The organism is uncultured Sneathiella sp., from assembly GCF_963976355.1.
In the GTDB taxonomy this organism is placed as follows: domain Bacteria; phylum Pseudomonadota; class Alphaproteobacteria; order Sneathiellales; family Sneathiellaceae; genus Sneathiella.
The window spans coordinates 1-14,512 of sequence record NZ_CAXBKA010000013.1; the positions used below are offsets into that span (position 1 = coordinate 1).

11 protein-coding genes are annotated in these 14,512 nt (G+C 50.5%); all 11 read right to left on the reverse strand.

Annotated elements, in window-relative coordinates; all coding sequences use genetic code 11:
• Positions 1 to 5,284: hypothetical protein (locus AAC599_RS19180; RefSeq protein ID WP_340152008.1), on the reverse strand; the 5,284-nt coding region annotated here is incomplete at its 3' end.
• Positions 5,284 to 7,041 (reverse strand): hypothetical protein, encoded by a 1,758-nt coding sequence (locus AAC599_RS19185; RefSeq protein ID WP_340152009.1) that lies wholly within the window; start codon positions 7,039 to 7,041, stop codon positions 5,284 to 5,286. The genes AAC599_RS19180 and AAC599_RS19185, both read right to left, overlap by 1 nt.
• 11 nt (positions 7,042 to 7,052) lie before the next feature.
• On the reverse strand, positions 7,053 to 7,598 hold the full coding sequence (locus AAC599_RS19190) for a hypothetical protein (RefSeq protein WP_340152010.1): 546 nt from the start codon (positions 7,596 to 7,598) through the stop codon (positions 7,053 to 7,055).
• Between the two features lie 2 nt (positions 7,599 to 7,600).
• Complete coding sequence (locus AAC599_RS19195; protein ID WP_340152011.1) at positions 7,601 to 8,050, reverse strand: hypothetical protein; 450 nt, start codon at positions 8,048 to 8,050, stop codon at positions 7,601 to 7,603.
• Positions 8,047 to 8,493, reverse strand: coding sequence for a GNAT family N-acetyltransferase (locus AAC599_RS19200; RefSeq protein WP_340152012.1), 447 nt, complete (start codon positions 8,491 to 8,493; stop codon positions 8,047 to 8,049). The genes AAC599_RS19195 and AAC599_RS19200 overlap by 4 nt, the downstream gene beginning before the upstream one ends.
• A complete protein-coding gene (locus tag AAC599_RS19205; protein ID WP_340152013.1) occupies positions 8,493 to 11,276 on the reverse strand; it encodes a ubiquitin-activating E1 FCCH domain-containing protein in 2,784 nt (927 codons plus the stop codon). The genes AAC599_RS19200 and AAC599_RS19205 overlap by 1 nt, the downstream gene beginning before the upstream one ends.
• Positions 11,276 to 11,872 carry a hypothetical protein gene (locus AAC599_RS19210; RefSeq protein WP_340152014.1) on the reverse strand — a complete coding sequence of 199 codons (597 nt, stop codon included), beginning with the start codon at positions 11,870 to 11,872 and terminating at the stop codon, positions 11,276 to 11,278. The genes AAC599_RS19205 and AAC599_RS19210 overlap by 1 nt, the downstream gene beginning before the upstream one ends.
• 12 nt (positions 11,873 to 11,884) lie before the next feature.
• Positions 11,885 to 12,127, reverse strand: coding sequence for a hypothetical protein (locus AAC599_RS19215; RefSeq protein ID WP_340152015.1), 243 nt, complete (start codon positions 12,125 to 12,127; stop codon positions 11,885 to 11,887).
• Between the two features lie 62 nt (positions 12,128 to 12,189).
• Positions 12,190 to 12,627, reverse strand: coding sequence for a Bbp16 family capsid cement protein (locus tag AAC599_RS19220; protein WP_340152016.1), 438 nt, complete (start codon positions 12,625 to 12,627; stop codon positions 12,190 to 12,192).
• Between the two features lie 78 nt (positions 12,628 to 12,705).
• Positions 12,706 to 13,707 (reverse strand): major capsid protein, encoded by a 1,002-nt coding sequence (locus tag AAC599_RS19225; RefSeq protein ID WP_340152017.1) that lies wholly within the window; start codon positions 13,705 to 13,707, stop codon positions 12,706 to 12,708.
• A 28-nt stretch (positions 13,708 to 13,735) separates the two neighbouring features.
• Entirely contained in the window at positions 13,736 to 14,449 is a 714-nt protein-coding gene (locus AAC599_RS19230; RefSeq protein ID WP_340152018.1) for a hypothetical protein, read from the reverse strand.
• Positions 14,450 to 14,512: the final 63 nt, after the last annotated feature.

Below are 14,512 nucleotides of genomic sequence, written 5' to 3' on the forward strand. Positions count from 1 at the left end.
TTCGCTCTTGGCGGAGCTTTCCTCCTTGGCGATCAGCTTTCTTATTCTTTCCGCTGCTTGCATCTCCGTCATTGGATTCTTCAATGCCTCTTTTTCGTAAGAGATTCGCCGCTCCCTTAGAGTTGGTTCCTTCATCTAATGCTGCTCCATGTTCATGCCAAAGGCGTTTTTCAAAAAACCAAAGGACGGCTTGTACATCCCCCGGCTTCAATTTGTACTCATTAACTAAGTCTTCAGTAACCCGAAAAATAGCATCGCGCTCGACATCGTCTTTCGGCTGTGCAGCAACGCCTTGATCCCCAAGGGGCGGCTCAAACAACCTACCGGTCCAACGTCTGAATGTCCGAGTGTACCACAGATCAACCGTTGTGTCACCAGCATCGATGTCCACACCATGCAAACCGATAGTGTATCGGCCCAGCTTATCACCAAACGCCAACGCACCAAATGTATGGGCATCGTTGTTTTCTTCAGCCTTCGTAAAACGTGGATATTTTCCTTTGTATGCACCGCTATCTCGCATGGCATTGTTAATGTCCAGCGGAGACTGAACCGCCTTCATCCAATCAACTGCCTGTTGAACACCGCCCTTGCTCTCAACCAGATATTTCAGGAAAGACAGTTGTTGACGGTTGCCTTGATCACGAACACCGTAGCCAGCGTGTCGCCGTGGAATAAGCTTGTTTTTCTTCTTGTCAAAGAACTCTTCCGCCCATATCTGAGGCTGGCCCTTCAGCGGCTTCCTGCTTGTTGGGATCTCGCCAGATTCCAAGAATTGTTCAAACGCTATAGCGGATGCTTCCCAAGCTTGCGCTGGGTTCATGCCATTGGAGAAAATACCAGCAAACATCAGATACAGATCACGATGACTTTTGTCAGTAAGTAGTGTGGGGAACAACGCCGCAGTATCAACCAAAGCATCCACAACATCCTGCTCATACCAGCCAACACCAGAATTGGGCCGCTTCATCTGGGCTTCCAATTCGGCCTTCGCCATCTTCATCACTTCAGCATGGTGGGCTTCATCCGTCTCAGGAAAGAATTGCTCGCCATGGACATCCTGATGGTTCTCATTAAACGCTCGGCCGATGTCTTCGATCAGTATCGTCTTGCCCTTAGCGCCACCAGTTGGTGTGACATCCAAGGGGTTGCCGAACATATTGGAGCCATCTTGGAAGAACGTCATGGCCTGCGATTCATCCATTCGTGGTTCTACTCGACCATAATCTTGGACGCCAGCTTCCGAATTGATAGTCTCAACCTCGGCATCAGATAGAACCCTATTAACCTTCACGCTGCCGGAGATGACCCATGTCCCCTTTACGTTCGAGCTGGTGTTGTATTCGTAGTTGCCGCCAACAGGAATCTGGTCGTCTATCTGTGCCTCTTTCTTGTTGAGATTGCCCTTGTTAGGACCACTCTTAACGGTAGATGCTCTACTGTTTGCCTCAGTCTGCCAATCCACATCGTCAGCGACTTCAACCTCCGCCCACACCTGGAACGGCTCTCGGATGGCTTGGTTCCCGTCTGCATCTTTCCCACCGATCTGGTGAGCAAATGGAAGTGTCCCCGCATGCCAGCCAGGGCGGAACGCGAGATCCCCAATCTTAGATTTGACTTTAGCCTTACCTGTTTTTGTCGTCTTGCCAGGGTCGCCAATGGCAGCGTCCATCCACTCGCCCATGACCATTGGCGTATCCGCACCGACATACAGGGGAAACAGCTTCCCTGGGTCATTTGGATGTATTGCGAACAACTTGTATGCCTTACGAGTTTTCTTTGGCTGATACGCCGTGCCTTCTGTAGAGACATCTTCGTTAATGCCCAGCTTCTCTATTTGCTGATACATAATCCGCGGATCATTCGGGTCGTATGTGCCTCGGTTGTTTACGGATTTTATGTTTCTATTGTTTTCGTCAAACACATGAACGTGCGCCGTACCAGGCTCCATATTCATATTTGTAAACCGTTCCTCAGCGTTCTTTAAAATGATACTGTCAAAACCAAGTTTCTGAATAATCTGACCAATAACGTGACTTCCGATGATGCGCCCACTGTCTTGATCTTCGGCATACGCCAACGCCTCACTATCGCGCAGGGTTTTCTCGAGGTTTGATTGCGACAAACCTTCAACGGAAATATCCATCAGATCAAAAAGCAATTGTTTAGCGTCAATCCCCGTTTCTGCCGCCACTTCTTCAATGGCCTCCGTTAGAGCGTTTGGTGTGTCTGCTTCAATTTCCCATCGCGTTTCGTCAATTTGTTCTTCATAATTTTCTCTATCCTCTTTCACCGCCAAGACAGAAACATCGTTGTCCTCAGCCACGCGCTCAATAGCTTCGGATTCCAACGCATCGAAATCAACAAATTCAATCCAAGGGGACACATCCGCGCCGACAACAAACGGCTTTTCTGTCCGAACGAACATTTCAAGAACTTGTTCTTTCCCGCCTGTCATCTCTTTGTAAGCAATCCTTGCAGCCAAAGCCTCCGGCATTATGTCACTGTCGATCATGGACTGCGCTGTGGCGACATCTACCATATCAGGAACGAGCAACAGCAAATCTTCGGCGGTCCCATTGAAGTGTTCACTAAGATTATCGGACTCGATCTCCACGGACCGCCCTTCAATCCTCCCTGTTAAGTCTGGCCCTTGGCCTGCATAATTTTCGTTGGCGTCTCCTTCGCTTGACGTGAAATAATTCACAGCTCCAAATTGGCCTTCTTTATTCCCCCGAACAGATGCTAAGAACAGATCAATATTGTGCGTAGTCCCGTGGAAAACCTTTAACACATAAGGCTTGTCTTCTGAGAAATCAGTGTAGTTTATCTCTTCTGATTCAACCGTCTCGTATCCATCGCCAGCCCAAGCATCAAACGCCGGAGAACCTGGCTGATCCAACGTCCTCCCGCTAATATCGGCATCAACAGCCGCAATCTGCTTCTTGATCTCCTGGCTATCCAGCCCAACGTCAATGTCGTTCCGGTCCATGAACTCGAGTAGGTCAGCAATAGACTGTGCAGTCGCCAAAGCGTCCGCATCCTGATTGGCTATGGAATATGAGGGACGACCCTGCAATTCCTCTCCTACGGCCATCAGGAGGTCATTGATATCTGCGCCCTCTTCCAAGAACCCAGCTTCGACGGCAGCCTCTCGCACATAATCAGGCATCAAGCTTAAATCGGGGGCAGCTCCGCCACCAAGCATATCCGCGCCCAAATCGGCAGGCATGTCCTGGAGCAGCTTTCCAATGAACGGATTAGCCTTCTGCCAGGTAGCCATGTCATTAACATCAAATTCACCATCCTTGTCGATGATGCCGCCACGTTGAGCTATAAACTCAAGCAATGTCTGCCCGAGGGCCTGTTGCTCAGTCGGCTGGCTGGCAGCCCGCTTTACCCGCTCAATTAAATAGTCCTGTCCGTCCGGCTGGGTGGTTTTGTAAAACTCTGGTAATTGCTTGCGGATAGATGGCAGAAACCGTTCTGCAACCTTCAACGGGTCTATGCCTGCGCGTTGTCCGAAGATATTAAATACCGCCGCCATCTGCGCTGCCTTTGGGCCCGCATCAACAGACGTGGCTCCAGCAGATAACAATTGATTGTAGACCTCTGTGTAAATTTGGTTCTCTGGATCAATGCCTGCCTGCTCGGCCGCAATTTCTTCTTCCGTTAGTGTGCCGCCAAACTCTTTCACCAGGTCATCAACCTCGGTAGATTCCTGCTCTGACATCTGGCCGTCACCGAAACTTGTGTTCGTGGCAATTTTATCAATGGTCTCTTTCGGCAACGCCCAATATTCTTCAGGCGATATTGAAATACTGCCACCAGTCGCGATTGCCTCCTGGGCGACGCTATCTTCTACCAGGTCAAACGGATCATCAGACTGAAACAATACCTTAACGCCAGCAGCATCGATCTCGACAGTCTCGACACCCTGCTTCCGCATGAACCTACCTTGAGCATCAGCGTACATCTCCGTCGAGGATTCTCTCAGCTCAGATGGTTTGTTGTTCAAATCTTTGATGGCTTCTGTGCGCTTATTTGCCTGCTTTCGTTCTTGGATGTATCTGCCACCGCCTAATGCGCTGGAGACAAGACCGCCAACGATAGCGCCAACCCCGCCTTCGTAAGCTGTCGCAGCGTCAGTTATTCCTGATGCCCCAATAATACCTTTTTCAGCATCTTTCCCATAAGCAAAGAACGCAGACAAATTCTGCAACACTTGTTCCGTTATCTCCTGAGCGCCCTCAGATGTTGCGCCAGCCAAAACCTGTAAAATCTTATTCTTGGTGATGGCCGGGATTCCTGTCAACCAAGCATCCAATCCATATTTCTCAGTAACTGCGGTAATGGAACCGCCAGCCAGAGTAGCAACGTCACCCCCAAAAGTTCCTTTTTTTCCCTCTCTCTCGGCAGTATCTGATGCAATGCTTGAACCTTGACCGATCATCGACAAAAGAGACGGGACAGATGATGTTCCGCTGGTCAATATTGCCATGGCGATTTGCGCCGAAGCCTGGCCAACTCCGCCCATGACATCGACAAAAAGGCCTTTCTCTTTCGGCGCTATATCCTCGCCAATTTTCTCAACGGCACCACCGAAGCTTTGAGCAGGGGAAAGCCACCAAGGCAATTCTGGGCCCAAGGCATCCCCGTACTCCCTGCCTATCATCGCATTCAAAGGTGCCATAATCATATTCGCGGCAGCCTGGTTAGCATCGCTCAGACCGCTTATCCCCTTGCCGATGACATCACGTACAATGCCAGCGCCAAATGCCCTCGCGGCCACTTCTGGCTGGTTTGCTGATTGCTTTGCAACATCGACAGCGCCAGATGCCAGATCAACAGCGACGGAACCGATATACTTGGATGCCTTATCCCATGCTTTCTCGATCTCAGACAGATTCTCAACGTCATTGTGTGCAGCTTGGATATTGTTATCTTTTGCCAAAAACTTCTTTGTCTCTGGAGCATCCACCAGTGCAGATTTGATTTCACCTTCACGCGCAATAGCCCCGGCTTCAACAGGGTCTTGCTGGACAGCCATCTTCGGAAGACCAGTCTTCTTGCTCAGGTCATTCGTTTTGATAGCGGCAGCGACAGGCTGTTTAACTGCCGGACGGATCAATGGATTTAGCGCGCTGTCCTGCCGTTCACCCACCAGGTCATTAGCTGCCTTTGAATAATCGAAAACATTGGGCTCTTTCTCAATGCGCTTTTCTTCTTCACGCTCTTTGAGTAGTTCTTCACCAGCCGCGCTATAATCAAAATTTTCCATCATTAGCCTTTTTTCTTTTTCTTCGCGTATAGATCCATGATGGTCTGGACGTTCATATCCAGATTATCATTCGCGTCGATAGCCTTGAAGATGCCATCCAGTTCCGTTTGTGGCACACCAGACGCTTTGGATATACGAGGCTTTTGTTCACCGGCATCGACGATGACAAACCCACCTTTTGTTTCCACACCCTTGAACTCGAAAGCCTTACCATCTGGATCAAAAAACTCACCTCTGGTGTAAAGCTCCCCAGTTAAAAATATATTAGCCAAACCTTTGTCTATATCAGCTCTCGTGATCGGAACGCCTTTGGTGTATGCGTCATCAACCATCTCTCTAACCAAAGAAAGAACCTTGTTCGATTTCTTGGCATCATCCTCACTCGCCGATGTCCCGTACTTGATCTGAGCTTCGTTTAGGTATTCTTTAGCCAACTTATCGCTCATCGTATAGCTGATGGCCTTCGCCTTGCTCTTCTCGTCTGCCTTATCAACAGTGCTTTGCAATTTCAGCCAATACTTGAAGTCGCTTTCGGACAGGTCGCCAATCTTATTAATGATTTGTTCTTCTGTGAATTTCGTCTTGTCAGCCTGATACAAGTTATGCAGCTCGACCATAACGGATGGCTTTGAAATAGCGGCATACCCCACGCCGGTTTTTGCCCGCCGCGCCTCAAACGCCTTCATGGATGAGATCGTTGTACCATCAAGAGACGCTTTCTGGTCAGGGCCCAGGTCATCAAACGACCCGCCGTCCGCGACAAGCTTCCACGCCTCTCGTTTGTTAGCTACACGAGCATCATTGTCTATGCGTCTTCCCGTAGCATAGTGGTCTTTAATCCTGGCCACCGTAGCATCATAGACACCCGCGTCTTTTATCTTTTTGGCTTTATCTAGGGCATCTTGCTCGCCTTCTGCACCGCTGATGTAAGCCTCAGCATTCTTGCGTGATTCATCCTTCATTGTCGCCGTCTTGAGCATCCCCTGGGCAGCTTCCAAATCGTCACCATCGATTGAGTTGTTCAATTTGCCTTCTTCATATATTTTCTTAGCGAAAGCTGAATTGTCGTCTGTTATCGCAGCCTTGATCCGCCCGAGGTTCATGGCGCTGACTTTGTCCTGCACATTGGCATCAATCTGAGTTTTCTCTAGGCCCAGACGCTGACCGGCCAGCGTCTCGCTCGATCGTATCACGTTGGTCGCATCAATGGCGAGCTGGGGGTTGTTGTACTGACCCTGGGCAGCTTCAGAATAAGACTTTGTCCGCTCATTAGCCAAGCCAACAATCTGAAGCTCAGTCTGCTCAGACTCATGCCTAAACGCCGCGCTATATCCAGTCGTTCCACTTTTCAGACGGAACAGTTTAAATCGTGCCGCCGCAGTTGGTGTGAGGTCTTTCGTATCTAATTTATTGTTAAAATCATCAACCTGTTTCTTGTAATTTTTGGCCGCGTCCTTTGCCCCACCAAGATTTGTCTGCGAAAAGATCCGGCGCTGTTCTGCATCGTTTTCCAGAACCATGCCTTCTAGCTCCATCGTTTTGATCAACGAGGCATCTTCTGCGCGCTTATCTGAAAATGCTTTTATGTCCTGGGCAGCGCCCATAAGCTCAGACCCAGCAGATGACAAAGACTTGCCAAGGCCAGCTCCGAACATATCACCAGATGTCTGGAAAGACTGAAATGGCGTATCAGCAGCAATCGGCTTAACAGCTCCGATGTTCTGAGCGCCTTGGGTAACTGGTGTTGGAACTCGAGCCATAACTTAAATCCTTATGCGAATAACTTAGCGGTTTTGGCCGCACCTGAAAGAAGGGTTGTCGCCCCTGCAAGCCCTGGGTTCTGAGCCGATGCCTGAGCATCAAATAGACCAGCCTGAGCCGTGAAGTTCTGCCCTTGAATAAGCGCCCGGCGCTCTTCTCGAGCCGTGTTCTCTTCTATCCGCAAAACGTCCAGCTCACCGGCTTCCATGACATCTGCCAGCAAATCTACATTTGACGAACCAGGGTCATCGACCAGGAACCCATTGGCAGCCTGCGAAGCAACGACAGCACCACGGGTCTGCCTGATCCTGTCCCGATGCTCCTGCGCTTCAACCTCTCCACGGTTACGAACATCCGCCGCATTCTGTTGGGCAATGATTGCATTGTTCCGCTGGACTGAAGCCTGGAAATTAGCCTGCTGTTGTGCAGCCTGGGCTTGCTGACGTGCCCCCATTGCTCCCGACACAGCCCCTAATGCAGAAAACCCAATAGACGCGATTGTACCCCAAGACATTCCTGCCCCGGCTACCGCTGTCGCTGTTGTTGCACCAGTCATTATTATTCTCCTGTAACCACGACATGGTCCTTACTGGAAACCAGCAAATACACCTCATCCGTAAATTCTTCTTGCGCTTCACCAACCGTCGTCGCCTTGGTTGAGAACAGCATTGTCATATCAGTATGCTCATGGGCGTATATAGCCTGTTTCCGGTTTGCGCTCGCTGGAACGACATTGTACCCGACAAAATCGATATCTTCACCATCAGTGTATACAGTAACATGCCCGCTTATGATAAGGGTTGTTGCAATCTTAATCAGAGCGCCAGTCAGCATACAGCCAGGCGGCATCATAATCGTTCGAGTGTAAACCCCGCCGTGGATCGTGTGGAGTATTTCAAGGTCATACTGTGGCTGCTTAGACATCTCAGCTTCAAACTTACGCACGTTGCCAATAGATGCTTCACTCATAGCCGGTATGTGTGCCCTTGATGGAACTATGTTGTTCATGCCAAACCCCTAAAGAATACGCGGTTCGTTTCTGTATAACCGACCTTCTCCATAACATCAGCCAGCTTACCGCCGAACGGAGCACTGACCAGCAGACCAACAGCGCCGAGATCCTTCGCCACAGCCTCAGCAATGCGTAGCAGTTTAATGCCAGCCCCAGACTGCCGCTTATCAGGATCAACAAAGAAACTTTCAGTTGTCGCAACCATTGCCCCATAGTGAGGAATAACTGAAATCAACAGACCGAGGAAGCCAATCATACGGTCACCGCTAAACGCACCGAACACATGAAATGCCCCAGTAAGCTCGAGCGCCTTATACTGCTCTGGCTGACAATCGGGTGCTGGCAAACCATTGATGGCGCACTCATCACCGTACCCTGCCAAAAGATCGGCAAAGTCTGGGTGTGAGTATGCTTCGTCAAAGGTTATGCAGCGAATCATTAGTTTCCACCAATTATTGCATCTGGGATCAACGATAGCACAGTAATGGGCAGTGGGTCACGTTGTTGAATAATATACTTGCCTTCCTTATTCCACTCAGGAGGGAGCGTTACGTCCTTGTCCCCTGTCAACATACTCGGGGGTTGCCCAAGCAGCGCAGGAAGGCCAAATTTCGCCTCTCGCATACGGTCTCGATTGCTTCCCATCCACATCCCCAGTGTTCTTTCCACTCGGACGGTCAATCTGGAGATTTTCTTAGCTTTGCCCTGGATGGTTTCGGCCGCAGACCCTGCATCCAAGCGCAGTGTCTCGATCTCAGCAGTGTAGCCAAACCCGACATGAACCCGGCTGGCTGTGTCCGGAAGTGTGATTTGACCGTTTGCCACCGTCAGGCCTCGAACCACATAGCCATTGGCCAGGCAAACAACCTCCGCGCCTTCTAGGTGCCACAGGAACCCAACGCTCACAGATGACAGGCGAACTTTGCCGCCGGAGTGATAGACACCAAATGCTGTGCCATCCACGTCCGTTGCGTTGTTTTGAAGCTCGAATGTGTGTGTCGTCTTGTTGGCAACCATGTACCCGGTGCCGTTTATATCGGTATCGATAATATGCCCTTGCGTCACGGTAGTGTCGAGAACCCTCAGACCGTCGATGTCCACAATGTCACCGTCGTTCAAACCATGAGACGGTGCCGTCACTACAATTGGATTTGCATTCGTAAAGCCGGTGATGGTGATCGGGACATCATGGAATACACCCGCGTCCACAAATGGTGCGTCCTGGATATCCTCGAATGTCCGTTCCTTCAGACGTTCAATATATTTGACCGTGCGGGTTCCAATCTTACGCTCAACAACAAAGTATGTGATGTCGTCGTCACCCTCGCGCACAGACGCCGTCGATTTAAAGTCGCCCTGCGTTGTGTGCCGGTGCCAACCGTAGATCTCCTGCTCTCGTAGATATGTTAGCGCCACAAGAATCCCGTCGTCTCGCACACTCCAAATGATAGACAGCGGAGCCTGGCTGAAACCCCAATCGACAACCGTGTTATAATCGAATAGGTGCCGGGCAAGGATTGATATGTCGTTGCCGCTATAGGCGTCAGTCTCAAATTTGTATCCTAGATCCCGCACCGTCTGACCTGGCTGCATGAAGATGCCAACGTCACCGGCAACGATCGGCTTCAGGGATGTCGCGCCGTAATATGACTGTGGCTTTACTTGGATACCGGAAGGAGTGATCTTGTCGTCAACCCCACTGATAACCCACTCACCGCCTGATGTCAGGACGATCAGATCGATCAGCGGAATATAATGCTTGATCTCGTTTATTCGTAAAGCGGCAATGGTCGCGGTTATTGCGTCGTCATCTTTGGCCGGGCTGGAAACTGCCATGTTATAGAAGTTGGCCGTCTGTGTGAAAAAGTTGCGCTGGGTATTCGAGTTGGTGTTGCCAAAAATCCTGCGCTGGTCGAAGAAACCTGCCGTACTTGGAAAGTTGTTGGTGCCAAGGAAAGGGTTGCGGGTTTGTGGTGGCGTATCAGAGAGGTCCGGATCAATGTTGTTGTCAGTAAAAGTTTCCTTCTCCGTCCGGCCAATAAACCCGAACAACCCGTTCTCGGCTTTGTAAATATTATAGCTCTCAGCCCCGGTAACCGCATCCCAGGTTATTGTGTTGTCAGGCGTTGCGTTGCCGTTGGTGATTTCGTCGTATGCAATGAACACGTCGCCAGCAGATGAATAGGCCGTGAAGCCAGAACCATCTATGTCCGTTCCTGTCGTATCCTCCAAGGAGATGGTGTGTGTGCCAATAGTCCCTGCCTTGAACCTTTGACCGTTCAGCTCTGTCATTCCAACAACACCGCTGATATGGATCTCATCCCCCAACGATACGCCGTGAGATGTTGCTGTGATTACAACAGGATTCGCCGCAGTGGCACCTGATATTGTGAATGATGAACCGGTGGCACGTAAGCTTTCCTCCGCAGTTTCACGTGAAACCGCCGTTACAACGTACTGCTCAACAACTGCACCTGTGGTATTGGCCGTGACAGTCAAGGAGGTGGGGAATGCCTGCTCTGGCTGGAATACAATTACGCTTAGTGTCCAGTCATCATTGGCCGTCCGGATAAGTTCGCGGGGTTCATAGCTGGGATGGGTCAACGTCATCACGTCAGCAGACTGCACATATTGGATCTCGAACAGATCCGCGGTCAGGTACGGCGTCGCCACCTCAAAGATCAGAGATGCAATCCCTGCCGAGCTGTATGTCGTATATCCGGTGCCATCGACATCAACGCTGTCCATGTCCTGGATCTCGAACGTATGGGTAGTCACGTTGGCCACTTTAAACTGTCGCCCGTTTAATTCTGTCATGCCAACAACGCTAGATATAAATATCTCTTCTCCGTTGCTTCTGCCATGGCTGGTTGCCGTGACCACAACAGGATCGGCTGCCGTCGCGCCACTAATCGTTTTGATCTCTGAGCTATCAACAACCAGTCCGCCATCAGCAATGACGCGGATGTATAGGTTCCCCATCTCGAGGATGTATGTCTGGTCTACGTTAAATTCAAAGGGAATAATGCGGGTGGATAAAGAGCTGTTCTTCACCTCGCCTACAAATTCGGTTCCTGTCCGGTTGGACACACCGCCAGATGTCTGCACATACATATTCTCGCAGGCGGCAAGAGACGTTTGGTATTTGGAAATGTCTACCCGAGCCGCAACAGCTTCAGATATTTCTCCACCGGCCAAGCTGGGTTGAATTACTTTTACCATTAATTCCTCGCATCAATCCATGAAGCCTCTGGGGCTGACCGTGTCCGGCCCTCGCTACTATCTGTTTCCGCTGCATGGCTGACCACGCGCAGGACTTCTTGATCAAGCTTGCTGGTAATCTCCACACTTCCCGTCAGGGACATGCAAGATCTAGCGGCCAATAAGAAGCTAAATGCCATTGTAAATTCTGGGTCAAACTTGGTGGTGTCACTAACGCGGGATGTGTAGAAAAGCTCCGCATCTGACTCATCAGTTAAAACGACCTTCGTGTCATCCGATAGGAGGACAACCTCGAAGTCGATAGCCTCAGCATCAAACCCGCCAAGGACGTTGGTGATGCCGCGCACCTTGACTGCGTCAGTTGGATACTGGTAGGCAAATGTCCACCCACCTGGAACCGTTACCGATAGTGTCGCAGGGCTGGTGTATTTTTTGGCAAAGCGCCATGGCACCCGTCGCAGTAACTCGTCCCGAGTATCCTCGAAGATAAGATTCATCTGCTCTGCTTCTGTCCCCTCCTCGGTCAGATCCGATATGTCGTATCGATCACCGATATGTTGGAGGGCTAATTTTGCAATCTGAACGGCGGATGCCATGGTTTAGCCTTTCTATTTCTTTTCGGGTGCAGCCTTTATCGCAGCTCGAGCCTTTAAGTATGATGACTCCCCGACAAGTATTTCAATGTCCCGAGACGGGATTGCTGTGTCAGCAGGCATCTCGTAAGTCTCGCCTTTTTCATACATGCCGACGCCAGTTCCGTAACCTGGGTAAAAATTCTGTTTGAACAAAACCGTGATCATATCGCCGGTCTCGGCTTCTTCTTTCGGTGGTGCTTTTTTCTTGATAGCCATTTGTGTCTCTCCTCAGAGTTAAAGGGTGGGGAGGCAGATTAATCCACCTCCCCGGGTAGGTCTTAGTTAGTGGCGTCAGCCGCTGCAATCCAACCTGTTGGGTCAAGCGTCAAGAAGGCAGAGTAAGTGCCCGCTGATGTCGTCGCCGTACCAATGACAGCCTGAACGCCGATGAACTGCTCGTAAGCAGTGCCCATTGGCAAAGGAATCACAGTGGTGTAACCAGCAACCAAAGTCGCTTCAGGGATAGCGCCAGTCTCAATGTGTGCCGTCGAGGTGGTGGCGTGGATAGCTGCCGTGCTATCTGACCGAAGCCGGAAGTTGATTGTTGAAGATGAGCCGCTAACAGCAACATCAATCTGGATCACCAAATAGATTGGTTGACCTTGGCCGATGTCGCGTGAGTTGCCAATATCAATTACGTTGTCAGACAACACAGTTGATGCAACAGCGGAGATATCACCGCCGTCTGCAAATTCGCCTAGTTTATCCATAATCATAGCAAATCTCCTTTCGGGAGAAGTTGGCCTGGAGGGGTTATTAGGCTCCAGGCCGGGGGTTATTACCTAATCGTGTGATTAAGATACAGTAGCTTCGTTACCGCGCAAAGCATCAACACGGCGGATAGGATATCCACCCCATGAAGTCTGCATTGTGCCGCCAACCATGTCCATAGACAAAGTTGAATTAGAAACCGCGTTCGACGTTTGACGACGCAACATGGACAGGATTGATTTATCCATGTACCAAGCGCAACGACCAACAGCCGTATTCGGGATTTCTGTGACCGCCTGGTGCATCAGGTCGTTCAGATCCGCGCCCGTCGCAGCAGTGACTAGCAAGGCAGAACGGTCAATGTTGGCAATACGCACAGCATAGCGCCAGTCGCGAACAGTTAAGCCCACGTCCCAACGATAGTGAGTACGGTAGCCCTGCATCAAGCCAGTGGTTCCGCCTTCAGTGTCCTGAACGGTAACCTCACCGAGGTCGCGTTGCTGGACGCCAGCTTTGGAGCCTTTTGGAATAATGCCGTGGCACGTATTTGGTGACCAACAGATCAACCAGATCGATGCATTGTCTGAACCGCTTCCGCCGCCAGAAATAATGTTGTCGCCGTTCTCAGCAGACAAACTATTGTAACGCGGAGACAAACCAGTGAACTCTTCAGGAGATGTAGATTCATCACCGTAAAAGATCTTAGTTGCCAATGTTTGGTTCATGCCTTCGATATGAGGGCGGTCTTCCTGTAAGCGGAATGCAGCGGGATTTCCAGCCATGTCCACAAGTGCTTTATCCACCTGGGAATAGTCTTCCATCATGCCGCAGTTATCGGTGATTTGTACCGCGCGAGATTTAGTCGGCTGTACAAATCCGTACATCTTACGGAAAGTTGGTGAGGGTAGTCCGGAACGAATAGAACTCCGGTGACCAGTTGTGAGGTTGCCCTCTAACCAAGTCATGTCTTCCAGAATTTCGTTCGTCTGGTTTAGAATTTCGATCACGTCAGCAATAGTGCCATCCGGATCGGTAACCTTCGCCAAATCAGCGAGGGTTGGGTTTTCAGTTCCTAATGTAGCCATAATGGCCTCCTATGTAAGTCAGCTTTGATTAGCTGGCTTCTTTAAACATAGATGGGTACATGCGCTTCAAGGAATCACCGTCAGATGCCTTGTGCCCGTCACCCTCGTGGAAAGTATCTTCCCCGAGGGCTTTACCCACCCTTAACATCAGTCGAAGAAACTCTGGGTGATTTCCCAAGCCGAGTCCGTTGGGATTGTCAACGCTTGGTGCGCCAACTAGCTCCGCAAGTGCAGGGCTCCCGAACTTCTCTTGAGCTGCCTTGATAGTGCCTAAATTCGCATTAAGGGCATCGCCCCCTAGCTCCTTGTCAGCCTTAGTCTCGCCAGCCCATCCTTCAACACGTTCTACAAATCCATTGGCAGCTTCTACCAACGCTTTCTGTCCACGCTCGATGTCATACTCAATGAGGGATTGATACTGCTCCTGAGAGAGATTCATTTCCCGCGCCGTGTCACCAAACGCTTCCAGTCTTGTTTGGGCGTCCTCGCTGAGGTCAATACCCTCGGGCGGTGTGAACTCGTATTTCTCGGGTACACCTTCGTCCGATCCGTCACCCTCGTCGTCCGACAGCAGGGTTTTGGTCTCTTTGCGCTCAGATCCGTCAGCTTTGGTATCATCACCATCCGCCTTCTTATCGTCCGCGCCTGGCTGATCCTCATCAGCCGGTTTCTGGTCTGTGACCTGGTCGTCTGCAACCTGGTCATCAATTACTTCGTCAACTACGTCTGTCTCTTCCGCCATTGTTCAGCTCCTCAGCTTTGGGTTAAAATTCATTAGGGTAGCCTCTCAAATCCATAAGCAATA

What these genes read in the sequence shown, in the direction of transcription:
- AAC599_RS19200 (WP_340152012.1), bottom strand. Translation starts at nt 8,493, where the DNA reads ATGATTCGCTGCATAACCTTTGACGAAGCATACTCACACCCAGACTTT.
- AAC599_RS19215 (WP_340152015.1), bottom strand. Translation starts at nt 12,127, where the DNA reads ATGGCTATCAAGAAAAAAGCACCACCGAAAGAAGAAGCCGAGACCGGC.
- AAC599_RS19230 (WP_340152018.1), bottom strand. Translation starts at nt 14,449, where the DNA reads ATGGCGGAAGAGACAGACGTAGTTGACGAAGTAATTGATGACCAGGTT.
- AAC599_RS19220 (WP_340152016.1), bottom strand. Translation starts at nt 12,627, where the DNA reads ATGATTATGGATAAACTAGGCGAATTTGCAGACGGCGGTGATATCTCC.
- AAC599_RS19185 (WP_340152009.1), bottom strand. Translation starts at nt 7,041, where the DNA reads ATGGCTCGAGTTCCAACACCAGTTACCCAAGGCGCTCAGAACATCGGA.
- AAC599_RS19225 (WP_340152017.1), bottom strand. Translation starts at nt 13,707, where the DNA reads ATGGCTACATTAGGAACTGAAAACCCAACCCTCGCTGATTTGGCGAAG.
- AAC599_RS19190 (WP_340152010.1), bottom strand. Translation starts at nt 7,598, where the DNA reads ATGACTGGTGCAACAACAGCGACAGCGGTAGCCGGGGCAGGAATGTCT.
- AAC599_RS19195 (WP_340152011.1), bottom strand. Translation starts at nt 8,050, where the DNA reads ATGAACAACATAGTTCCATCAAGGGCACACATACCGGCTATGAGTGAA.
- AAC599_RS19205 (WP_340152013.1), bottom strand. Translation starts at nt 11,276, where the DNA reads ATGGTAAAAGTAATTCAACCCAGCTTGGCCGGTGGAGAAATATCTGAA.
- AAC599_RS19210 (WP_340152014.1), bottom strand. Translation starts at nt 11,872, where the DNA reads ATGGCATCCGCCGTTCAGATTGCAAAATTAGCCCTCCAACATATCGGT.